This is a genomic window from Sphingobium trunci, assembly GCF_022664535.1.
Lineage (GTDB): Bacteria > Pseudomonadota > Alphaproteobacteria > Sphingomonadales > Sphingomonadaceae > Sphingobium.
On the sequence record NZ_JAKUJY010000005.1, the window covers coordinates 96,913 to 119,392 of the forward strand.

At 63.5% G+C, this 22,480-nt stretch carries 18 protein-coding genes; 14 read left to right on the forward strand and 4 right to left on the reverse strand.

Annotated features, from left to right (window positions below; translation table 11 throughout):
• Window positions 1–14: 14 nt before the first annotated feature.
• The 8 genes from rpsO to ligA all read left to right on the forward strand — a co-directional run bounded on the left by rpsO (window position 15) and on the right by ligA (window position 9,422).
• A complete protein-coding gene (gene rpsO / locus MJ601_RS06355; protein WP_242124496.1) occupies window positions 15–284 on the forward strand; it encodes a 30S ribosomal protein S15 in 270 nt (89 codons plus the stop codon).
• Window positions 285–461: 177 nt separating this feature from the next.
• The gene (pnp, locus tag MJ601_RS06360; RefSeq protein WP_242124498.1) at window positions 462–2,786 is read left to right on the forward strand and encodes a polyribonucleotide nucleotidyltransferase; all 2,325 of its coding nucleotides are present in this window, start codon (window positions 462–464) and stop codon (window positions 2,784–2,786) included.
• 139 nt (window positions 2,787–2,925) lie between these two features.
• Window positions 2,926–3,945 (forward strand): sensor histidine kinase, encoded by a 1,020-nt coding sequence (locus MJ601_RS06365; RefSeq protein ID WP_242124500.1) that lies wholly within the window; start codon window positions 2,926–2,928, stop codon window positions 3,943–3,945.
• A gap of 72 nt (window positions 3,946–4,017) precedes the next feature.
• Entirely contained in the window at window positions 4,018–4,803 is a 786-nt protein-coding gene (locus MJ601_RS06370) for an outer membrane protein assembly factor BamD (RefSeq protein ID WP_242124502.1), read from the forward strand.
• 147 nt (window positions 4,804–4,950) lie between these two features.
• Window positions 4,951–6,615: a DNA repair protein RecN gene (gene recN, locus MJ601_RS06375; RefSeq protein WP_242124504.1), complete on the forward strand. Its 1,665-nt coding sequence runs from the start codon at window positions 4,951–4,953 to the stop codon at window positions 6,613–6,615.
• A gap of 113 nt (window positions 6,616–6,728) precedes the next feature.
• Complete coding sequence (locus tag MJ601_RS06380; RefSeq protein WP_242124506.1) at window positions 6,729–7,082, forward strand: putative quinol monooxygenase; 354 nt, start codon at window positions 6,729–6,731, stop codon at window positions 7,080–7,082.
• A 2-nt stretch (window positions 7,083–7,084) separates the two neighbouring features.
• The gene (locus MJ601_RS06385; RefSeq protein WP_242124508.1) at window positions 7,085–7,276 is read left to right on the forward strand and encodes a hypothetical protein; all 192 of its coding nucleotides are present in this window, start codon (window positions 7,085–7,087) and stop codon (window positions 7,274–7,276) included.
• 10 nt (window positions 7,277–7,286) lie between these two features.
• Window positions 7,287–9,422, forward strand: coding sequence for an NAD-dependent DNA ligase LigA (gene ligA, locus MJ601_RS06390; protein ID WP_242124510.1), 2,136 nt, complete (start codon window positions 7,287–7,289; stop codon window positions 9,420–9,422).
• Between the two features lie 21 nt (window positions 9,423–9,443).
• Here the strand turns inward: ligA and yghU are convergent, their stop codons facing one another.
• Window positions 9,444–10,310 (reverse strand): glutathione-dependent disulfide-bond oxidoreductase, encoded by an 867-nt coding sequence (gene yghU / locus MJ601_RS06395; protein WP_242124512.1) that lies wholly within the window; start codon window positions 10,308–10,310, stop codon window positions 9,444–9,446.
• Between the two features lie 172 nt (window positions 10,311–10,482).
• Window positions 10,483–13,479 carry a TonB-dependent receptor gene (locus tag MJ601_RS06400; RefSeq protein ID WP_242124514.1) on the reverse strand — a complete coding sequence of 999 codons (2,997 nt, stop codon included), beginning with the start codon at window positions 13,477–13,479 and terminating at the stop codon, window positions 10,483–10,485.
• Window positions 13,480–13,910: 431 nt separating this feature from the next.
• On the opposite strand from MJ601_RS06400, the gene groES reads away from it, so the two are divergent.
• The 3 genes from groES (at window position 13,911) to MJ601_RS06415 (ending at window position 16,795) form a co-directional block, all read left to right on the forward strand.
• Window positions 13,911–14,198 carry a co-chaperone GroES gene (groES, locus tag MJ601_RS06405; RefSeq protein ID WP_066558920.1) on the forward strand — a complete coding sequence of 96 codons (288 nt, stop codon included), beginning with the start codon at window positions 13,911–13,913 and terminating at the stop codon, window positions 14,196–14,198.
• Between the two features lie 76 nt (window positions 14,199–14,274).
• Window positions 14,275–15,918 carry a chaperonin GroEL gene (groL, locus tag MJ601_RS06410; protein WP_242124516.1) on the forward strand — a complete coding sequence of 548 codons (1,644 nt, stop codon included), beginning with the start codon at window positions 14,275–14,277 and terminating at the stop codon, window positions 15,916–15,918.
• A gap of 295 nt (window positions 15,919–16,213) precedes the next feature.
• The gene (locus MJ601_RS06415; protein ID WP_242124520.1) at window positions 16,214–16,795 is read left to right on the forward strand and encodes a hypothetical protein; all 582 of its coding nucleotides are present in this window, start codon (window positions 16,214–16,216) and stop codon (window positions 16,793–16,795) included.
• A gap of 16 nt (window positions 16,796–16,811) precedes the next feature.
• Here MJ601_RS06415 and MJ601_RS06420 read toward each other — a convergent pair whose 3' ends face one another.
• Entirely contained in the window at window positions 16,812–17,492 is a 681-nt protein-coding gene (locus MJ601_RS06420; protein WP_242124522.1) for a GNAT family N-acetyltransferase, read from the reverse strand.
• A gap of 170 nt (window positions 17,493–17,662) precedes the next feature.
• On the opposite strand from MJ601_RS06420, the gene MJ601_RS06425 reads away from it, so the two are divergent.
• Window positions 17,663–19,654: a putative bifunctional diguanylate cyclase/phosphodiesterase gene (locus MJ601_RS06425; protein ID WP_242124524.1), complete on the forward strand. Its 1,992-nt coding sequence runs from the start codon at window positions 17,663–17,665 to the stop codon at window positions 19,652–19,654.
• 185 nt (window positions 19,655–19,839) lie between these two features.
• Here MJ601_RS06425 and MJ601_RS06430 read toward each other — a convergent pair whose 3' ends face one another.
• Window positions 19,840–20,751 carry a crotonase/enoyl-CoA hydratase family protein gene (locus tag MJ601_RS06430; RefSeq protein ID WP_491572890.1) on the reverse strand — a complete coding sequence of 304 codons (912 nt, stop codon included), beginning with the start codon at window positions 20,749–20,751 and terminating at the stop codon, window positions 19,840–19,842.
• 282 nt (window positions 20,752–21,033) lie between these two features.
• On the opposite strand from MJ601_RS06430, the gene MJ601_RS06435 reads away from it, so the two are divergent.
• A complete protein-coding gene (locus MJ601_RS06435) occupies window positions 21,034–21,213 on the forward strand; it encodes a hypothetical protein (protein ID WP_242124526.1) in 180 nt (59 codons plus the stop codon).
• Between the two features lie 134 nt (window positions 21,214–21,347).
• Window positions 21,348–22,478 carry a tRNA guanosine(34) transglycosylase Tgt gene (gene tgt / locus MJ601_RS06440; RefSeq protein ID WP_242124528.1) on the forward strand — a complete coding sequence of 377 codons (1,131 nt, stop codon included), beginning with the start codon at window positions 21,348–21,350 and terminating at the stop codon, window positions 22,476–22,478.
• Window positions 22,479–22,480: the final 2 nt, after the last annotated feature.

Consider the following 22,480-nt stretch of genomic DNA (forward strand, 5'->3'; position numbering starts at 1 on the left):
ACGAAAGGAAGCCGATGTCGATTACTGCAGAGCGCAAGGAAGCGCTGATCAAGGAACATGCCCGCGCCGAGGGCGATACCGGTTCGCCGGAAGTCCAGGTTGCGATCCTCTCGGAGCGTATCGCCAACCTGACCGAGCATTTCAAGGGTCACCACAAGGATAACCACAGCCGTCGCGGCCTGCTGATGCTGGTCAACAAGCGCCGTTCGCTGCTGGACTATCTCAAGAAGAAGGATGCGGGTCGCTACACCGACCTCATCACCAAGCTGGGCCTGCGCAAGTAAGCCTGCTATAGAAGGGACGGCCCCCAAGCGGGGCCGTTTCCGATTCCGGAAGAGGCGCAATTCGGCGACCTGTTCCGTCCAAGGGGCCAGACGATGCTCCGAAACCGCCGCGCGCCGGATAGCGCGCAACACAGGCCCCGCCCGGCAATAGGGCCGCGCGGGCGAAGGAAAAAACCAATGTTCGATGTAAAGAAGGTATCAATCGAGCTGGGCGGCAAGACCCTAACGCTCGAAACCGGCCGCATTGCGCGTCAGGCCGACGCTGCCGTGCTGGCGACCTATGGCGAGACCGTGGTGCTGTGCGCCGTGACCGCCGCCAAGTCGGTGAAGGAAGGGCAGGACTTCTTCCCGCTGACCGTCCACTATCAGGAAAAATATTCCGCTGCCGGCCGCATCCCCGGCGGCTTCTTCAAGCGTGAGCGCGGCGCCACGGAAAAGGAAACGCTGGTTTCCCGCCTGATCGACCGCCCGGTCCGCCCGCTCTTCCCCGAAGGTTTCTATAATGAAATCAACGTCATCGCTCAGGTTCTGAGCTTCGATGGCGAAAGCGAGCCCGATATCGTGGCGATGATCGCCGCCTCGGCCGCGCTGACCCTGTCGGGCGTGCCTTTCCTCGGTCCGATCGGCGCTGCCCGCGTCGGTTACAAGGATGGCGAATATCAGCTGAACCCGTCGCTGGACGAAGTGAAGACCGGCGAACTCGACCTCGTCGTCGCCGCCACCCACAATGCGGTGATGATGGTCGAATCCGAAGCCAGGGAGCTTTCGGAAGACGTGATGCTCGGCGCCGTCCTGTTCGCGCATGACGCGTCGAAGAAGGTCGTAGAAGCGATCATCGAGCTGGCCGAGAAGGCTGCGAAGGATCCGTGGGATGTCGCCAAGGGCGACGATCTGGACGACCTCAAGAAGAAGCTCAAGAAGCTGATCGGCAAGGACATCACGGCCGCCTACAAGCTGACCGACAAGTCGGCCCGCTCCAATGCGCTCAATGAAGCCCGCGCCAAGGCGAAGGCTTTCTTCACCGAGGAAGGCCTGGACGCCCAGACCGTCATGGCCGGCATCAAGCTGACCAAGAAGCTGGAAGCGGAAATCGTCCGCGGCGCCATCCTGAAGGACGGCAAGCGCATCGACGGCCGCACCACCACCCAGATCCGCCCGATCGAGGCGATGGTCGGCTTCCTGCCGCGCACCCATGGTTCGGCCCTGTTCACCCGTGGCGAAACGCAGTCCATCTGCACCACGACGCTGGGCACCAAGGACGCCGAGCAGATGATCGACGGCCTGACCGGCGTTCATTATGAAAGCTTCATGCTGCACTATAACTTCCCGCCCTATTCGGTGGGTGAAGTCGGCCGCTTCGGCGCGCCGGGCCGTCGCGAAGTCGGCCATGGCAAGCTGGCATGGCGCGCCCTGCACCCGGTCCTGCCGAGCAAGGAAGAATTCCCCTACACCATCCGCGTCCTCAGCGACATCACCGAGTCCAACGGCTCGTCCTCGATGGCGACGGTCTGCGGCGGTTCGCTCTCGATGATGGACGCGGGCGTTCCGCTGAAGCGCCCGGTGTCGGGCATCGCCATGGGCCTGATCCTGGAAGGCAAGAATTTCGCGGTCCTGAGCGACATTCTGGGCGACGAGGATCATCTGGGCGACATGGACTTCAAGGTGGCGGGCACCGAAGCGGGCATCACCACCATGCAGATGGACATCAAGGTTGCCGGCATCACGCAGGAAATCTTCGAAGTCGCGCTGCGTCAGGCGAAGGAGGGCCGCGCCCATATTCTGGGTGAGATGAGCAAGGCGCTGTCCTCGACCCGCACCGAGCTGTCGGCCCATGCCCCGCGCATCGAGACGATCCAGATCGACAAGTCGAAGATCCGCGACGTTATCGGCACCGGCGGCAAGGTCATCCGCGAGATCGTCGCGGAAACCGGCGCCAAGGTCGACATCGACGACGAAGGGATCATCAAGATCAGCTCGTCCGACCTCGGCCAGATCGAGGCCGCCAAGAAGTGGATTCTCGGCATCGTCGAGGAAGCGGAAGTCGGCAAGATCTACACCGGCAAGGTCGTCAACATCGTCGATTTCGGTGCGTTCGTGAACTTCATGGGCGGCAAGGACGGCCTCGTCCACGTCTCCGAAATGAAGAATGAACGCGTCGAAAAGCCGACCGACGTCGTGTCGGAAGGCCAGGAAGTGAAGGTCAAGGTGCTGGAGATCGATCCGCGCGGCAAGGTTCGCCTGTCGATGCGCGTCGTCGACCAGGAAACCGGCGAGGAACTGGAAGATACCCGTCCCCCGCGCGAACCCCGTGGTGATCGCGGCGAAGGTCGTGGGGATCGGGGCGACCGTGGCCGCGGCCCGCGCCGTGACGGCGGCGATCGTGGCGGTCGCGGTGGTGATCGCGGTGATCGTGGTCCCCGTCGCGACCGTGGCCCGCGCGGCGACAAGGGCAATGACGATGGCGGCAATGCCGGCCTGCCCGACTTCCTGACCCAGGACTGATCGCGCGGCACATCGCCGAACAGGAAAAGGGGCGCCCGGCCGGTCCGGGCGCCTTTTTTTGTGGACCGGGACTTTCCTGATCTGAATCAATTGGCGCGGACGAAAGTTATGTTACTGTAACAAAAGGTTTGGGGGGCAGATGCAGCGCAGCAACGAAAAATTCGTCGAGCGTCTGCCGCTGGTGCTGCGCCGGTCCCGCTATACCTATCTGCTGACCACCATCTTCTGCCTGATTGCGCTGGGGCTTCGCAGCCTGGCGGAAATCGTGATGCCGGTCGGCTATCCCTTCGTGTCCTTCTTTCCCGCCGTCATTCTCTCCTCCTTCCTCTTCGGCGTGCGGCCGGGCATTTATGCGGCCCTGCTCTGTGGTGTCCTGTCCTGGTATTTCTTCATGCCGCCGCGCATGGGCTTTGCCATCAATCCCGGCGTGATCGCGGCTTTGGGCTTCTATGGCATCGTCGTCGCGGTCGACATCGCCCTCATCCATTTCCTGCAGCGGGCGAATTTCAACCTCGCGATCGAACGGGAAAGAAGCCGCACGCTGGCGGAAAACCGCGAATTGCTGTTCCACGAACTGCAACATCGCGTGTCCAACAATCTTCAGGTGGTGGCGGCGATGCTCTCGCTCCAGCGCCGACATGTCGATCATGACCTGGCCCGCCGCGCGTTGGACGACGCCTCCGCCCGGCTGGCGCTGGTGGGGCGCATCAGCCGCGCCCTCTACAATCCTTCCGGGGAGGGGCAGAATATCGGCGCGTTCCTCGCTACGCTCACCGCCGACATCATGGAAGCGGCCGGGCGCGAGGATATCGTGCTGACCGTCGATGCGCCCGCGGGGCTCAGCCTCGAATCCGATATCGTCGTCCCCATGGCGCTGATCGTGACGGAGGCGGTCAGCAACGCCATCGAACATGGCCTGCCGCACCGGGGCGGTCATATCCACGTCGCGCTCGAGGCGGCGGGCGAAGGGCTGACGCTCCGCATCACGGACGATGGCAAGGGCATAGCGCCCGATTTCGAACCCTGCGGCGGCCAGAGCCTGGGCCTGCGCATCTCGAACGCGCTGGCCAACCAGATCAACGGCCGCTTCACCTTGCAACCCGCGGCGCAGGGTGGCGCGATCGCCCGGCTCGACCTGCCTCGCACGCGCCATGCATGAGTTTACGCGCCAGATACGCATCCGACATTCTGGCGCTTGGCGAGGCGCATTGGCTCGGCTATGACCCGGGCCATGCTGACGAAAACCATGACGCGCATCGGCGCGGCCACCGCACCGCTTCTGCTCGCCGCCCTGCTTGCCGGTTGCGCAACATCGAAGAACAAGTCCGACACCCAATATGTCGCCCGCGACGTGTCCACGCTCTACAATGCGGGCAAATACCGGCTGGATCGCGGCCAGTACAAGCTCGCCGCCGCCCTGTTCGACGAGGTGGAGCGCCAGCATCCCTATTCGCCCTGGGCGCGCCGGGCGCAGCTCATGTCCGCCTTCAGCTATTATATGAACAAGGATTATCCGGAATCGATCAGCGCGGCGCAGCGCTTCCTGTCGATCCACACGGGTAACAAGGACGCGCCCTACGCCTATTATCTGATCGCGCTCTGCTATTATGAGCAGATTGCCGACGTCACCCGCGACCAGAAGATCACGCAGCAGTCGCTGGACGCGCTGGGCGAACTGATCCGCCGCTATCCCGATACGCGCTACGCCGCCGACGCGCGGCTGAAGCTCGACCTCGTCAACGATCACCTGGCGGGCAAGGAGATGGAGATCGGCCGCTTCTACCAGCGCCGTGGCCAGTGGCTGGCCGCCACGCTGCGCTTCCGCACGGTGATCGACAAATATCAGACGACCACCCATACGCCCGAAGCGCTGGAACGTCTGGTCGAATCCTATCTTTCGCTCGGCATCCCCGCCGAAGCGCAGAAGGCCGCCGCCGTGCTGGGCAAGAATTATCCCGGCTCCAAATGGTATGAGCGCAGCTACAAGCTGATGCGGGAACATCCGAACAAGGTTTAAGCTGAACTTATCCCCCTCCGCAGGCGGTAGGGGTCAGGGGTGGGCCGTGAGCGAAGCGAACATTCCTACCTTGCCTGGACCGGCGCCGCTGGCGCGGCATGTTCACACCCGGCCCCTCCTGCCTGCGGGAGGGGGGAGCAGCGCGTCTTGCTGACCAATCTCTCCATCCGCAATGTCGTGCTGATCGAGGCACTGGACCTGGATTTCGGGCCGGGCCTGGGCGTGCTGACCGGGGAGACGGGCGCGGGCAAGTCGATCCTGCTCGATTCGCTGGGGCTGGCGCTGGGCGCCCGCGCCGACAGCGGCCTTGTCCGCAACGGGGAGGCGCAGGCCAGCGTCACCGCGACCTTCGACACGCCCGATGCCGACCATCGCGCCCATGATCTGCTGGCCGGCAATGGCATCGATCTGGAGCCGGGCGAGCCGCTCATCATCCGCCGCACCGTGAAGGCGGACGGCGGCAGCCGCGCCTTCATCAACGATCAGGCCTGTTCGGCGGCCCTGCTGCGCGACCTTGGCAGTGCGCTGGTCGAAATCCACGGCCAGCATGACGATCGCGGCCTGCTGAACCCGCGCGGCCACCGGGCCTTGCTCGACGCCTATGGCCGATGCGACACGGGCGCGGTCAGCGGCGCCTATCACGCCTGGCGCGCCGCCGCCGACCGCCTGACGGAAAGCCGTGAAGCCGTCCAAAGTGCCGCCCGCGACCGCGATTATCTGACCCATGCGGTGGACGAACTCACCCGCTTCGCGCCCGAAGCCGGGGAGGAGGAGGTTTTGGCCGGGGAGCGCGCGACCATGCAGAAGGGCGCGCGCCTTGCCGACGATCTCGTCGCCGTCACCGAATGTTTCACCGGCTCCGATGGCGGCCTTGCCCAGTTGCGCCAGGCCGCCCGTCGCCTTGACCGCATCGCCGGCGAATATGAGCCGCTGGCCGAAGTCCTGGCCGCGCTCGACCGCGCCGTCATCGAAGCCAGCGAGGCCGAGGATCGGCTGAACGAAGCGGCGGAAGCCCTCAGTTTCGACCCCGCCCGTCTGGATGCGATCGAAACCCGCCTGTTCGACCTGCGCGGATTGGCGCGCAAGCATCAGGTCGCACCGGACGAGCTGGCCGCCCTGCGCGACGAGATGGCCGCTAAACTGGCCGCGATCGAAGGGGGAGAGGAACATCTCGCCGCCCTCGAGGCCGAGGTGAAGGCGAAGGCCGCCATCTATCGTCAGGCCGCCCAGGCCCTGTCCGGCGAACGCCAGACGGCGGCGGGCAAGCTGGACGCCGCCGTTGCCGCCGAACTCGCGCCGCTGAAGCTCGACGCCGCCCGTTTCCGCACGGTGGTCGCGCCGCAGGAGGAGGGGCAATGGGGCGTGCATGGCATGGACCGGGTGGAGTTCGAAATCTCCACCAATCCCGGCGCGCCCTTCGCTCCGCTGGTCAAGATCGCGAGCGGGGGCGAACTTTCCCGCTTCATCCTGGCGCTCAAGGTCGCGCTGGCCGAGCAGGGCGGCGCGGACACGCTGATCTTCGACGAGATCGACCGCGGGGTAGGGGGCGCCGTCGCCTCCGCCATTGGCGATCGTCTGGCGCGCCTGTCGCGCACCAACCAGATCCTCGTCGTCACCCACAGTCCGCAGGTGGCGGCGCGGGGGGCGGGCCATATGCTGATCGCGAAATCGAGCGACGGCACGGTGACGCGAACCGGCGTCCACAGGTTGAGCGACGGCGAACGGCGCGAGGAAATCGCGCGGATGCTCTCCGGCACGGAAATCACCGCCGAGGCCCGCGCCCAGGCGGAAAGATTGCTGGAGAAATCATAGGAGATCGGTTCATGACGGGCCATGAACAGTCCATCCCGTCGAAAGATGGAGAGGGGGACCAGCCGCAGGCTGGTGGAAGGGAAAATGCGCGAGGCCTCCCCTCTCGCAGAGACATGCTCAGGCTCACTACCGCAGGCTTCGCCGTCAGCGTCGTCCCCGCCTTGGCGCAGGAAGCCCAGCCCAAATTCGGCCTGATCGGCCAGATGCTCGCCCAACCCGGCAAGCGCGACGAACTGCTCGGCTATCTCAGCCAAGCGACCGGCGCCATGCCGGGCTGCCTCTCCTATGTCATCGCGCTCGACGCGGCGAACCCGGACGCGCTCTGGATCACCGAAGTCTGGGACAGCTGCGAAAGCCACGCGGCCTCGCTCAGGCTCCCCGCCGTCCGCGCCGCCATCGCCAAGGCCCGCCCGATCATTGCGGGCTTCCCCCAGCATTTCGAAACCGTGCCCGTGGCCGGAGTCTGAACGTGAATATCTATGTCATCGCCATGCTGCTCGGCGGCCTCTTCTGCCTGATCCGGGCCGCCTTCGATCTGCGCGCCAAACGCTATGCCTGGGCTGTTCTGGGCCTGCTCGCGGGCCTCGCGATCCTGCTGACTCCGGTGCCGCAGTCGATCCCGCTCGAATTGCGGCTACCCGCCGCCGGAGGCTGGCGTTAAAGACAGGCGCATGACCGATCCTGCCCATATGAGCGAAGCCGAAGCCGCCAACCGCCTGATGCGCCTGGCGCGGGAGATTGCCCGCCACAACCGGCTCTATCACGACCAGGACGAGCCGGAGATAGCGGACGCCGATTATGACGCGCTGGTCCGTGAAAATAATGCGCTGGAGGCGGCGTTCCCGCACCTGATCCGTGGCGATTCGCCCAATGCGCAGGTCGGCGCCGCCCCCACATCGGCGCTGAAGAAGGTGCAGCACGCCATCCGCATGATGAGCCTCGACAACGGCTTTGCGGACGAGGATATCGCCGAATTCATCGCCCGCGTGCGCCGCTTCCTGGCGCTGCCCGAAGACGCGCCCGTCGCGCTGACGGCCGAACCGAAGATCGATGGCCTGTCCTGTTCGCTCCGTTATCAAAGGGGCGAACTGGTGCTGGCTGCCACGCGCGGCGACGGCACCACCGGCGAGGATGTCACCGCCAATGTCCGCACCATCGGCGACATTCCGGAGCGCCTGACCGGTGCCGCGATCCCCGATCTCTTCGAAGTCCGGGGGGAGGTCTATATGGCCAAGGCCGACTTCGTCGCGCTCAACGAACGGCTGCTGGCCGAAGCCGACGACCCGGAAAAGGCCCGCCAGTTCGCCAATCCGCGCAATGCCGCCGCCGGTTCGCTGCGCCAGAAGGACGCCACCGTGACCGCCAGCCGCCCGCTGCGCTTCCTGGCCCATGGCTGGGGCGAGGTCAGCGGGCTGCCCGCGGATACCCAGCTCGGCGTCATGCAGGCGATCGCCGGTTGGGGCTTGCCCGTTTCCGACCGCCTGACCCGCGTCGACACGCTGGATGCGCTGATCGCCCATTATCGCGCCATCGAAGCCGCCCGCGCCGACCTGCCCTTCGACATCGACGGCGTGGTCTACAAGGTCGACCGGCTCGACTGGCAGCAGCGCCTGGGCTTCGTCGCCAAGGCCCCGCGCTGGGCCATCGCCCACAAATTCCCCGCCGAACGCGCCCAGACCACGCTGGAGGCGATCGACATCCAGGTCGGCCGCACCGGCAAGCTCACTCCCGTGGGCCGCCTGACGCCCGTCACCGTGGGCGGCGTCGTCGTCTCCAACGTCACGCTGCACAATGCAGACGAGATCGCCCGGCTGGGCGTCCGCCCCGGCGACCGCATCGTCGTCCAGCGCGCGGGCGACGTCATCCCGCAGGTGGTGGACAATCTGACCCGCGACCAGCCGCGCGAACCGTTCCTCTTCCCCGACCATTGCCCCGTCTGCCAGTCGGAGGCGGTGCGCGAGGAGGGGGAGGTCGATATCCGCTGCACCGGCGGCCTCATCTGCGCCGCCCAGCGTTTCGAGCGGCTGCGCCATTTCGTCAGCCGTGCCGCGCTCGATATCGAGGGGCTGGGGGAAAAGAGCATCCAGGAATTTCTCGACCTTGGCTGGATCGCGGAACCGGCCGACATCTTCCGCCTGCGCGCCCATCGTGCCGACCTGCTCGGCCGGGAGGGATGGAAGGAGAAATCGGTCGACAATCTGCTCGCCGCGATCGAGGCCAAGCGCCAGCCGGACGCCGCGCGCCTGCTGTTCGGCCTGGGCATCCGCCATGTCGGCGCGGTGACGGCCCGCGATCTGCTCAAGCGCTATACGACGCTGCCCGGCATCCACGCGCTCGCCAACGAGATCATCGCCCTGCGCGAGAATATTCTGCCCGCCGAGGGGGAGGAAGAAGGCCGCTTCCGCAACCGGCTGGACAAGGCGATCGCGGAACATATCGGCGTCGAGAATGTGGGGGCGGCGGTCGGCCATGCGCTGGCCGATTTCTTCCATGAACCGCATAATGTGGAGGTCTGGAACGACCTGCTCGGCGAAGTCTCACCGCCCGACTATGTGGTCGAAACGACCGCCAGCGCCGTGACCGGCAAGACGGTGGTGTTCACCGGCAAGCTCGAAACCATGAGCCGCGACGAAGCCAAGGCGCAGGCCGAACGGCTGGGTGCCAAGGCGGCGGGGTCGGTCAGCGCGAAGACCGATCTGGTGGTCGCGGGGCCGGGCGCCGGTTCCAAGCTTAAACAGGCGGCGGCACTGGGCATCGCAGTGATAGACGAAGCCGCCTGGGCCGAAATCGTGAAGGCGGCGGGGTAGGGCGCCCGCCGCCCGACGGCATCAGGCGGCGCCTTCCAGCTTGTCCTGCGTCCGCGTCAGGAAGTCGCTGGCGTCATGGCGCTCATGCAGTTGCTCTTCCAGCGGCCCGCTCGCCTTGTTGACGATCCGTCCGCGCTTCACCGCCGGTCGCGCGTCGATCCGTTCCGCCCAGCGCAGCACATGGCTGTAGCTCTGCGCGTCCAGAAACTCCGCCGCGCCATAGGCCCGGTTCAGCACGACCCCACCATACCAGGGCCAGATCGCCATGTCGGCGATCGTATATTCGTCGCCCGCCATATAGTCATTGTCCGCCAGATGGTGGTCCAGCACGTCGAGTTGCCGCTTCACCTCCATGGTGTAGCGGTTGATCGCATATTCGAACTTCTCGGGCGCATAGGCGAAGAAATGCCCGAACCCGCCGCCCAGCAGCGGCGCGCTGCCCATCTGCCAGAACAGCCAATTGAGCGTTTCGGTGCGCTTGGCCGGATCGGTGGGCAGGAAGGCGCCGAACTTCTCGGCCAGGTAGACCAGGATCGAACCGGATTCGAACACCCGGCGCGGCGGCGATACGCCATGGTCCATCAGCGCGGGAATCTTGCTGTTCGGATTGACCGACACGAATCCGCTGCCGAACTGGTCGCCATCGCCGATACGGATCAGCCAGGCATCATATTCGGCGTCTTTGCCCGCCTCCAGCAATTCCTCCAGCAGGATCGTCACCTTCTGCCCATTGGGCGTGGCGAGCGAATAGAGTTGCAGCGGATGCTTGCCGACGGGCAGATCCCTGTCATGGGTCGGTCCGGCGATCGGCCGGTTGATATTGGCGAAGGCGCCGCCATTCTCCTTGTCCCAGGTCCAGACGCGGGGCGGGGTATAGCTGTCGGTCATGCGTTGCGATCCCTTTCGAGGACTTTGAATGAACGGCGGCGGGTGGCAGCGGCGCCCACCGGTCAGCGCTAGGTAGGGATCATCATCGCCCGGAAAAACCCGCCCCCCTGAAAGCCGCATAAAAAAGGGCGGCCCAAGGGAGGCCGCCCTTTCTCCCCCCATTGGCGGAGGATCAGAATTTGAAGCTCGCACCCGCCTTGAAGGTGCGCCCGATCAGTCCGGCATAATGCCAGGTGGTCAGGAAGTTGGGCGAGCTTGCGTAGGATTGCGGCGCGATCGGCGCGCGGGCGCCGAACACATTGCCGACATTGGCGAAGATCTTGAAATTGTCGTTGACCTCCAGCGCCGCGTTCATGTCCACGGTGATGAACCGCTTGATGGTGCAGAACTTGTTGCCATTGGCGGGCGTCTTGTAGAGCCCGTTGGCGCAGGAGAGGTCGTAGACGCCATTGACAGGCGAGACCTGGTCAGCGCTGACGCCCTTGATCTTGCCGACATAATAGGCGGTCGTGCTGAAGGAGAACTTGCCGATCTCCAGCGTGTTCTGCCAGTTGCCGCGCCAGTCCGGCGTGCCGTTGCCCGACGACAGGTCGTAGGGGCCAAGCGTACCGGCATATTTCTGGACACCCGAGGAGGTGTGCAGGTCATATTGAATGACATGGGTCGCTTCGATACGGCTGGTCAGCTTCACATTGTCGCTGATCGGGATGATCGTCGTGGCCGACGCGTCGATGCCGGAGGTGATCGCATAGTTGGCGTTCACGAACGGCGCGTTCAGGATCAGCAGGCGGGGCAGGGCGTTGGGGAAGAGCGGATCGACCGCGTCCACCGTGTTGACCGAATAGCCCGGAGCCGCCGCCATGACGGCAGCTTCGGCCTGCGCCAGGTTCGATGCGCCGTAATAGGCTGCGATCGCCTTGCTCGAATCCGGCCCGGCGACGATCAGGTCCGACTTCTTCACATTATAATAGTCGACCGTCAGGCTGAGCCAGCGCACTGGCTCGAAGATCGCGCCCAGGGTGAAGCTGCGCGACTTTTCCGGCTTCAGGTCCGGATTGCCGACATAGCCACGGCCCAGCGAATAGGCGAGATTATAGGCATTGCCGTTCGCATTGCAGGCCGTCGCAGTGCCGGTGCCACCATGCGCCAGGATGAAATTGCAGGGCGGGGTGGTGGTGACGAAGCCCGCATATTGACTGCGCGCCCCCGATTCGGCGAAGGTCGGCGCACGGAAGCCCTGGGAATAGGTGCCGCGAAGCGCGATCTGCTTGATCGGTGCGAACTTGACGCCGACCTTCGGGGAGAAGTGACTGAAGCCCTCCGAATAATGGTCGTACCGGCCGGATGCGTTGACTTCCAATATGTCGAGCACGGGTGCCTGGATTTCGAAATAGGCGGCCGACACGGTATGCTTGCCGAACGCCGAGGAGGTGGTCAGCGTCCAGGTGTCCAGCGCTGCGTTCTGGTTGTTGTTCTCCAACTGCTCATGCCGCACCTGGCCGCCCACGGCGACCATCAGCGGACCGCCGGGAAGATCGGCCAGCCGCTTCGTGACCGAGGCGTCGATCGAGTACATTTCCGAGAAGGATTTGGTCGTCTTGTCCGGCGCGATGAAGTCGCGGACGGCCTGGCTGTTCGACTGCGGATTGACGAAGTTGTAGGCGCCCGTGTTGATCGCGTTCAGCGTGTTGGCGATGTTCAGATAGCCGTGCTGGACGATCTCCAGATTGTCGCGGGCGTAGACGCCGTCGACCTTCCAGTTCCAGTCGTTGCCGAACGATCCGTTCAGGCCGCTGGCAAAGCGCCAGACTTCATTGGTACGCTCGCTGCCTGCCGCGATGTCGCCGAACAGATAGTAGATGCGGGCGGCGCCATTGTTCGGATCGTTGGCGAAGGCTGCCGCATAGGGATTGTTCGGGTTCAGGCGGCGATCCGCCGCCGTCGCGCAGTTGACCCCTGTCGAACAGATATAGACCGGCAGCACGATGCCCGGATTGCTCGATGCCAGCGATGGCGCGGCGCCATAGGGCTGGGTGTTGCGCAGTGCGCGGGGCTGGTTCTTGATGCTGACATAGCTGTTCGAATAGCTGCCCGTCAGATAGCCTTCGATATTGTCCGACAGGCGCAGGCTGACGCGGCCGTTGATCGACCATTTGCGCTGCAGTGGGGCAAGCTGGTTATATTCGTCTTCCAGATTATGCTTGCAGCCCACGCCATTCACAGTGGAACTGGTCTGCGTATAGGTGCCGCCCGCGCAATCGGCCAGATTCAGCGTCTGGAACTGGGTGGACAGCGCCGTGGGCGATCCGGCCAGCGGATTGTTGAGGTCGGTCTGACGCACCCGCACGACCACCGCGTTGGGCGTGGCCGTCGTCAGTGAATGGTCGGCCGCATTATTGTCATTGCCGCCGATCGAGGTCAGGTCGCGATTATTATAGGGAAAGCCGCGGCTGTGGTTGGTGACCCGGCCGTCGCGCTGATATTCGCCGTTGATATAGACGTTGAAGCCCGATTCCTGATAGTCGCCATAGCCAGCGGTGAGTGACAGGCGCTGGTGGCCCGCATCCCCGGCAGAGGCCGCGCCGGCTTCTGCGGAACCCGCAATGCCGGTGAACTGCTTCTTCAGGATCAGGTTGACCACGCCGCCGATCGCATCCGCACCGTAGGTCGAGGACGCGCCGTCCTTCAACACCTCGATCCGCTCGACCAGGCTGAACGGGATCGAATTCAGGTCTACATAGCTGTTATGGCCATCGTCGCTGATCGGGAAATTGGTGGAACGCAGGCCGTCGACCAGCACCAGGGTGGACGATACGCCAAGGCCGCGAAGCGAGACCGCCGCACCGCCCGCGGAAAAGCCGCTCTGGAAACCGACGCCGATCGAACCCGCGCCGTCGGCCGAAACGGAACGGATCGCGTCGGCCGCGGTGGTGATCCCTGCGCGTTCCAGCGCCTGTGCCGTCAGGACGGTGACAGGCGATGGTGTTTCGGTGTCGGTGCGCCGGAACAGCGATCCCGTGACCACGATGGTTTCGCTTTCATCGCTACCTGTCGATGCCTGCGGCTGCGTCTGCGCCATGGCCGGGGCGACTGTCATGCCGCCCAGCGCTGCGAGCGCAAGAGTAGAAAGGGCCGCGCCATTGCGCAGCCTAACGAACATGTTCGTCATGGACTGAAATTTCCCCTGTTTGTGCGCGCTCCCCGCCTATGGCGTAAGCATCGCGCGATCCTCTGTCGGTTTCCCTTTCGAGAAAGCCGGACTTTGCCTGAGGTGCCGCTTACTTTTACGGTCGTAAAGCAATTTTGCGAACCACTGTTGGACGTTTGTAAGATTTTCTTCCGTTGATGTAATATTGCAACAGTGAGCTTCCCGGGGTTGACCAAAGCGTAAGCGTGGCTGCTCCGCATGGCATCACGACGCGAAAAAATCCGCTCATCGCATCTTGACCCCCAGCTTCGCCGATCCATATGAAACGGCGCTGGCACTCCCTGATAGAGAGTGCTAACAAGCACGGGTTCATTCGGGAGAGGGAGCTGGATTCGCTTCAGGGCGGGGCCATCCCATCCCATTCAACGTCGTAAAAGGGAAAGGCACACAACATGGCATTTCGTCCGTTGCATGACCGCGTTCTCGTTCGCCGCGTAGAGGCGGAAGAGAAGACTGCCGGCGGCATCATCATCCCCGACACCGCCAAGGAAAAGCCGCAGGAAGGCGAGATCGTCGCCGTCGGCACCGGCATCAAGGCCGAAGACGGCAAGGTGACCCCGCTGGACGTCAAGGCGGGTGACCGCGTCCTGTTCGGCAAGTGGTCCGGCACCGAAGTCAAGGTCGACGGTGAAGACCTGCTGATCATGAAGGAATCGGACATTCTGGGTGTTGTCGCCTAAAGGCGACGGGCTGGGCGTTGTCGCCTGACCCACTCAAGATTTCCCCGCACACATATTTGCTGGAAGGTTTTTACCCATGGCTGCAAAAGACGTAAAATTCTCCCGCGACGCCCGTGAGCGCATCCTGCGCGGTGTCGATATCCTGGCCGACGCGGTCAAGGTGACCCTGGGCCCCAAGGGCCGCAACGTCGTCATCGACAAGAGCTTCGGCGCGCCCCGCATCACCAAGGACGGCGTTTCGGTCGCCAAGGAAATCGAACTGAAGGACAAGTTCGAGAATATGGGCGCCCAGATGGTCCGCGAAGTCGCTTCGAAGACCAACGACATCGCCGGTGACGGCACCACCACCGCGACCGTCCTGGCCCAGGCGATCGTCCGCGAAGGCATGAAGTCGGTTGCCGCCGGCATGAACCCGATGGATCTGAAGCGCGGCATCGACCTCGCCGTCGCCAAGGTCGTCGAGGACATCAAGGCCCGCTCGAAGCCGGTCGCCGGTTCGAACGAAGTCGCACAGGTCGGCATCATTTCGGCCAATGGCGACGTCGAAGTCGGTCAGAAGATCGCCGAAGCCATGGACCGCGTCGGCAAGGAAGGCGTGATCACCGTCGAGGAAGCCAAGGGTCTCGATTTCGAGCTGGACGTCGTCGAGGGCATGCAGTTCGACCGCGGCTACCTGTCGCCCTACTTCATCACCAATCCGGAAAAGATGGCGGTCGAACTGGCTGACCCCTACATCCTGATCCACGAGAAGAAGCTGTCGAACCTCCAGTCGATCCTGCCGATCCTGGAAGCGGTGGTGCAGTCGGGCCGTCCGCTGCTCATCATCGCCGAGGACATCGAAGGCGAAGCGCTGGCGACCCTGGTCGTCAACAAGCTGCGCGGCGGCCTGAAGGTTGCCGCGGTCAAGGCTCCGGGCTTCGGCGACCGCCGCAAGGCCATGCTGGAAGACATCGCCGTCCTGACCAAGGGCGAAGTCATCTCGGAAGATCTGGGCATCAAGCTGGAGAACGTCACCCTGGGCATGCTCGGCACCGCCAAGCGCGTCACCATCGACAAGGACAACACCACCATCGTCGATGGCGCCGGTGATGCCGAATCGATCAAGGGCCGCACCGAGCAGATCCGCGCTCAGATCGAGACCACCACGTCCGATTATGACCGTGAAAAGCTGCAGGAGCGTCTGGCCAAGCTGGCCGGCGGCGTGGCCGTCATCAAGGTCGGCGGCGCGACCGAAGTCGAGGTGAAGGAGCGCAAGGACCGCGTCGACGACGCGCTGCACGCGACCCGCGCCGCTGTGGAAGAAGGCATCGTCCCCGGTGGCGGCACGGCCCTCCTCTACGCGACCAAGGCCCTCAAGGACCTCAAGGGCGCCAATGACGACCAGACCCGCGGCATCGACATCATCCGCAAGGCCATCGAAGCGCCGCTGCGCCAGATCGCCACGAATGCGGGCGTCGACGGCGCCGTCGTCGCCGGCAACCTGCTGCGCGAAAATGACGAGACCAAGGGCTTCAACGCCGCGACCGACACCTACGAAAACCTGGTCGCCGCTGGCGTCATCGACCCGACCAAGGTCGTCCGCGCCGCCCTGCAGGACGCTGCTTCGGTGGCCGGCCTGCTGATCACCACCGAAGCCACCATCGCCGAACTGCCGGAAGACAAGTCCGGCGCGCCCGCGATGCCCGGCGGCATGGGTGGCATGGGCGGCATGGACTTCTAAAGCGATGGATGCGGGTGGGTTCAGGCCCACCCGCCATTTCATCGCGGCAGAAGGGCATTCCTGCTCCTGTCCGAAAATGGCGAAAGGCCGGTGGAGCAATCCACCGGCCTTTTTCCTTGCGCGGAATGGAAGGCGGAGCTTCCAACCCTTTCCATCGGGAATAGCGTGAACCGCGCGTTTCCTCCCCCGGGAGAGGATAGGTTCGCCACTGGCCATAGCCGCCATCCGTTTCATTGACGCTCCACCATCAAGGGGCGTAAATTGGCCGCTGACACCCTGCCGAAAGACCATGTCCATGACGATCACGGCTTTGCGCAAGCGCTGGACAAGGGCACTGGCGATGACCGCCATGGCTTTGCCGTTCATGAACCCCGCCCCGGCGTCGGCGCAATCGGTGATCCTGCCCGAAGGCATGGCGATCCCTCTGGAAACCCGCCAGGACATCTCCTCCAAATCGGCGCATAAGGGCGACAGGGTCGAACTGGCCGTGGCCAGGCCCGTCACCATCGGCGGCATCACCGTCATAGCGGCCGGAACCCCGGTAACGGGCGAAGTCACCCGCGCGAGCGGCAATGGCCTGCTGGGCCGGTCCGGCAAGCTGGATATCCAGGTCACCAGCCTTCGGACGGGCCAACTCACCATTCCCCTGCGCGGCGAGCGCGATGCGAAAGGCAGGTCGGGCACGCTGGGGGCCGTCGGCGCGGGTATCGTCTTCCTGCCCCTGGCGATCCTGGTCCGCGGCAGGAGCGCCAGGGTGCCAGCGGGCACGACATTCGAAGTCTATGTCGCCAAGGAGATGGTGGTCGCTTCCGGCGCGCCTGCCCAGCCGGACAGCGCAATCAGGTCCATCGACCCCAACGCAGCCCTCGCTCGCTAAATCCTTCCGGCGGAGGTCATGCGGCGGCGACCACCAGCATGTGCATTCTCGCGCGGACGCGAAACCCCAGCGTCTGGTACAGGGCGACCGTCGCGTCATGCGCTGCATAGGCATGGAGGAAGGGCGTTTCCCCCCGCTCCAGCATGGCTTGCGCGACGATCCGCATCAGTCCCTTGGCATAGCCCTTGCCCCGGTGCTCCGGATGGGTGCAGACCCCGCTCACCTCGGCAAAGCCGGGCATCCGCATCCGCTCTCCTGCCATGGCGATCAGCTTGCCCCGGTCGCGGATCCCGATGAACCGCCCCAGCCGATGGGTGAGGGGCAGGAACGGTCCCGGCTTGGTCATCAGTGCCAGCGCCCGCATCTCGGCGGCATCGTCTTCGGTCAGGAGCAATGGTTCGATCGAGGAGGCTTCTCCCATGATCGCCTCCGCCACCATCTGCACCAGCATGGCTTCCCGCACCGTCCGGGTGCCGGGCGGCGCGACGACCGGGGCTGGCTCGACAATCCATGCCTCGCCACTTTCCGGTACCAATGCCGCCAGCGCGGCCTGCGATTCAGCCCTTTCGTCGGCGGCTGCGGCGAAAGGGCCGTAACGCGGATCGATCCGCAGCGCGCGGGCATCCCCCTGCGCCAGGGAGGACCAGCCGCTGTTCAACGCGTTCCAGACCGGACGATGAAGGGGGTGGGATGTCATGACCGATGCTTTTTCCCGCGACCGGCAGGGAAATCAAGGCTTCCCGGCCTCGCCGGGGCGCCCAACCCCGTGAAAGTGACCGAATCCGTAACGACCCCCTCATTCCGGACGTCTTTACCAAGGGGTGATTTACCAAATGGAAATCATGTTTCGCCAATGGTGGTGGAGACGTGTCACGCCATAGCCAAAACTTGATCGCCACCTTGCGCGCGCGCTTTGCGCCAGACACTCAGCAAAGTGCTGAAGTGCAAGCGAATCTTGTCAAAGCGCTCTACGCTTCCCCAGCGTCGTTGATGAGCGGGGCGATTGCGGGCGGGGGCGCAAGCCTGGTGGTTGCCTATGTCGCGCAAATGACGGCAGTCACAATCGTTTCCTGTCTGATCTGTCTGGTCGGGATCAGCCGGTCTGTCGCCTCCCTCTATTTTCACCGTGAACTGGCCCATCAGGACCGTCCGGCCAAGCCGATATGGGGCTTTGCCTACGAACTGGGGGCCTGGGGCTATGCTGCCCTATTGGGTATATTGGCCTTTGTTACTCTCACGATTACCGATGTGTTGACGCTCCACGTGCTCAGCGTCGGCATCGTCGCGGCCTATGCGGGCGGTATTTCGGGACGCAATGCGGGGCGTGTCCATGTGGCAGTCGGGCAAACCTGCTTCTCGCTTCTGCCAACGTCCTTCGGTCTGCTCCTGGTCGGCGGGCTGGCTTATACGACGCTGGGGATCATGTGTTTCCTGATGATTTTCGCCATGGCGGATATCACGCGGACGACCCATAGGATCGTCCTCGACGCCTTTCAGGGTAAGTATGAGAAATCGCAGCTTGCAGCGAAGTTTGAACGGCTAGCGCGGTTCGACAGCCTGACGGGCGTGGAAAACCGTATGGCCATGCAGATGCGATTGCGGGAATGGTTCGACAATCGATCGTCAGACGATGATCTGCTGGCCGTCCTGTGGATGGACCTTGATCGTTTCAAGGAAATCAACGATTCTCTAGGTCACATCGTGGGCGACCAGCTGCTTTGCATGGTGGCTGACAGATTGTCTCGCGCGCTGGATCGTCGTGGCTATATCGCCCGTTTTGGCGGCGACGAATTCATCCTGATCTGTCCCGGCGCGGACCGGGTTGTGGCGGAGGAAATCGCCCTCGACGTCCTGGCAGAATTCGTGCCGGATTTTCAGGTCGACAACTTCCACCTCAACGTCACCGCCTCCATGGGCATTGCCCTTGCGCCGAGCGATGGCAGGGACAGCAATGAACTGCTGCAACATGCGGACATGGCGCTTTACCGTGCCAAGCATGAGGGCCGCAACCGACATGCGCTGTTCCACTGGGAGATGAAGGAGCGGCAGAACCGCACTTATGAGCTGGAAATGGCGTTGCGCACCGCCTTGGTCAATGGTGAGATCAAGCTGCACTACCAGCCGATCTTCGACACAAACAGCGGTCGTATAGCCATTTGCGAGGCGTTGATGCGCTGGGAGCATCCGGTTCTGGGGCGCATTTCGCCCGCAGAATTCATTCCCGTCGCCGAAAGCTGCTCAATGATAGAGCCGCTTACGCTGTGGGCGCTTGACCGTGCATGCCGGGACGCCATGAGCTGGGATGAGAATATCCGGGTAGCCGTCAATATCTCTCCAACTCTCATCCGGGGCGACAGCCTGCCTCGGGGGGTGATGGCCGCGCTTCTGGCTTCGGGTCTGAAGCCGCGCCGCCTTGAGTTGGAGGTGACCGAGTCCATCTTTTTGGAAGATGATGGCCGCACGCACATGATCCTGAACGAATTGCGCCGCATCGGCCTTCGCCTGGCGCTGGACGATTTTGGCACCGGCTATTCTTCGCTGGGATATCTGCGGACGCATATTTTTGACACGATCAAGGTCGATCAGAGCTTCATGCGCGGCGTTGGTGAAAATGCGCGTGACCGCGCCATAGCCCAGTCGGTTGCCTATCTGGCTCGTTCGCTTGACGTCGAGACGGTGGCGGAAGGCATCGAGACGGAAGATCAACTGCGCTATGCTTGTGAAACGGGCTTTACCAATGTGCAGGGCTTCATTCTCTGTCGCCCCATCGAGATCGGCGAATTGTTGACGATGATGCGAGAAAGGCCGGCGGGGGCAACCAACATCGCTCCAGTGGTGGGTGATCGCCGCCGGGCCTGAAAACCACTATCAGGTGACCATGGGCCGTCACGCTCATACCATCAGCTTAGAATCGGCACTCTCAGCCCGCTGAGAACCGGTTTCTGCTTAAGGTGATGTGAAAAAACTTGGAGCGCACGACCTGCGTCTGAGTTCACGCAGCGCTCCCTAGAGCATGATCCGATTCAGCTTGGTCGGATCATGCTCTAGCGCTTGAGGCGCGTCTGTGCCGATGCCAGACGGCGCATCATCCGCAGATCCTTGAGGCTGATCTGGAGGGCCGAACCCGCCCAGGTTTCGACAATGTCCTTCAGCTCGACATAATCGAGCGGGTCGACTCTGCGCCCGGCCTCGAATACTCCGACGTGTCCGGCATGGTGCGCCTGATTGGCGGCAACATAATCGCGGACAGCAGCCTCTCCCTCGCCATCTTCCACCAAAGTGTGAACGATGCCCATGTCATACATTTCCTCGGCCGTGTAGATCTTGCCGGACAGGATCATCCTTTCGGCCATCAGCCTGCCCAGCTTGCGCGCCAGAATGGAGTAGGCGCCCATTCCAGGAAACAGCCCGAACAATATTTCCGGCAGGCCGAAGCGGGCGCTGCGTTCGGCGATGACGACATCGAAGCAAAGCAGCGCTTCAAACCCGCCGCCCAGTGCATCGCCCTGCGCCAGCGCGATGGAAACGACCGGCATGTCGCCATTGCGCCAGGTTCTATGCACGACATCCACACAGGCATGGCCATATTGCACCAGCGCAGGAAGATCACGCTTCTCAATGCAGGCGGCAAACAGCTCCAGATCGCCACCAAGATTGAAAACGCCGGGAAAGCGCGAACCGGCAACGAGATATTTGATCGGCAGCGCGCCCGCATCGAACAGCCGTTTCGATTCCGAATACCACGCGCGAACGTCGCGCAGCAGTTGCATGCTGAAATTCGGTCGATTCGTAGGCGTCATGAACGCCCACAGGGTGGATGCCGGCCCGTCCCAACGGACGTCGATCTGGCCAAGGTCGAAGAGGGTGGACTGGCCGATGTCAGGACTGGAGGCGGCACTTTCCGTAGCGGAAATGATGGCCGCGTGCTCAGCGGGCGCGAAATCAGCCGACGGCATATCGTTCGCATGTTCGCTTGCCGAATTAAATCGCCCGGAATCAATCATCTGTGTCCCCAAATTGTCGATTGCAGCGACGAGAACAATCTTGCGGGGAATATGCAACTATCTGTGGAGGAGAGCATCAGGGTTAACCATTTTTATTCCCCACTGTTGCGAGAAAGTCTCCGTAAATGGCGCATTTAGATGGTTAACGTTGTATTGATGTCACAGAATGATCCCTTGGCGGTTAACTAAAATCGCCTCAGGCCTTTGTTAACCTTTATTAATTACCATGGGCGCATGAGCACGCCCCGAACCGAAACGCAGATCGTGACCTTGCTGCTGCACGACACACAAGGTGAATCTTGGCGATTGAGCCTGTCTGCTAATTGCCTTTGTTTCATCGGTCATTATCGCCGGATCGAAGGATTCGATATCGATGCCATCGTGGCGTTCGACGGGCTGGACAAGGAGGGATAATCCCTCTGCACCAACTCCCGGTTCCTCTGCCGCGCTCTTCGTACGGCCTGCGCTTCCGCGATTTTGCTGCACTACCCTCGGCTACCGGCCTTCCACTGTTCCATCCGGCCTGAAATCGCTCTAGAGCGCGCGGCGTGACTCATCCCCGCTTTTCCTTTTCGATCGCCGCCACCGACGGCAAGGCCCGCACCGGCACCATCCAGATGCGCCGCGGCGAAATCCGCACGCCCGCCTTCATGCCGGTGGGAACCGCCGCCACGGTGAAGGCGATGCGCCCGGCCGAGGTGCGCGCGGCCGGTGCCGACATCATCCTGGGCAATACCTATCATCTGATGCTGCGTCCCGGTGCCGAGCGCATGGCGCGGCTGGGGGGCCTGCACGGCTTCATGGGCTGGGACCGGCCGATCCTGACCGACAGCGGCGGCTATCAGGTGATGAGCCTCAGCGCGCTCACGAAGATGAGCGAGGAGGGCGTCGCCTTCTCCAGCCATATCGACGGGTCGAAGCATATGCTGACGCCCGAGCGCTCGATGGAGATCCAGCGGCTGCTCGACAGCGACATCGTCATGGCCTTCGACGAATGCACCAAAAATGGCTGCACCCATGACGAGGCGGCGAAGTCGATGGAGCGATCGATGCGCTGGGCGCAGCGTTCGCGCGACGGCTTCGATGCGGGCGGGGACCATGCCGAACGCGCGGCCCTGTTCGGCATCCAGCAGGGATCGCTGGACGAAGGGCTGCGCCGGGTTTCGGCGGACAGGCTGATCGACATCGGCTTTGACGGCTATGCGGTCGGCGGCCTTGCCGTGGGCGAGGGGCAGGAGGCGATGTTCGCGACGCTCGATTTCGCGCCGGAGATGCTGCCCAAGGACAAGCCGCGCTACCTGATGGGGGTGGGCAAGCCCGACGACATCGTCGGCGCGGTCGAGCGCGGCATCGACATGTTCGACTGCGTGCTCCCCACGCGCAGCGGCCGCAACGGACAGGCCTTCACCTGGGCGGGGCCGCTCAATATCCGCAACGCCCGCTTTGCCGAGGATCTGGGGCCGCTCGATCCGCGCTGCGGGTGCCCCGTCTGCGCGACCTGGAGCCGCGCCTATCTGCACCATCTGGTGAAGGCGGGCGAGATGCTGGGCGCGATGCTGATGACGCAGCACAACATCCATTTCTACCAGTCGCTGATGCAGGGCATTCGCGACAGCATAGCGAAGGGGGGCTTCGCCACCTTCGCCGCCGATTTCCGTCGCGACTACCGGCGGGCCTGACG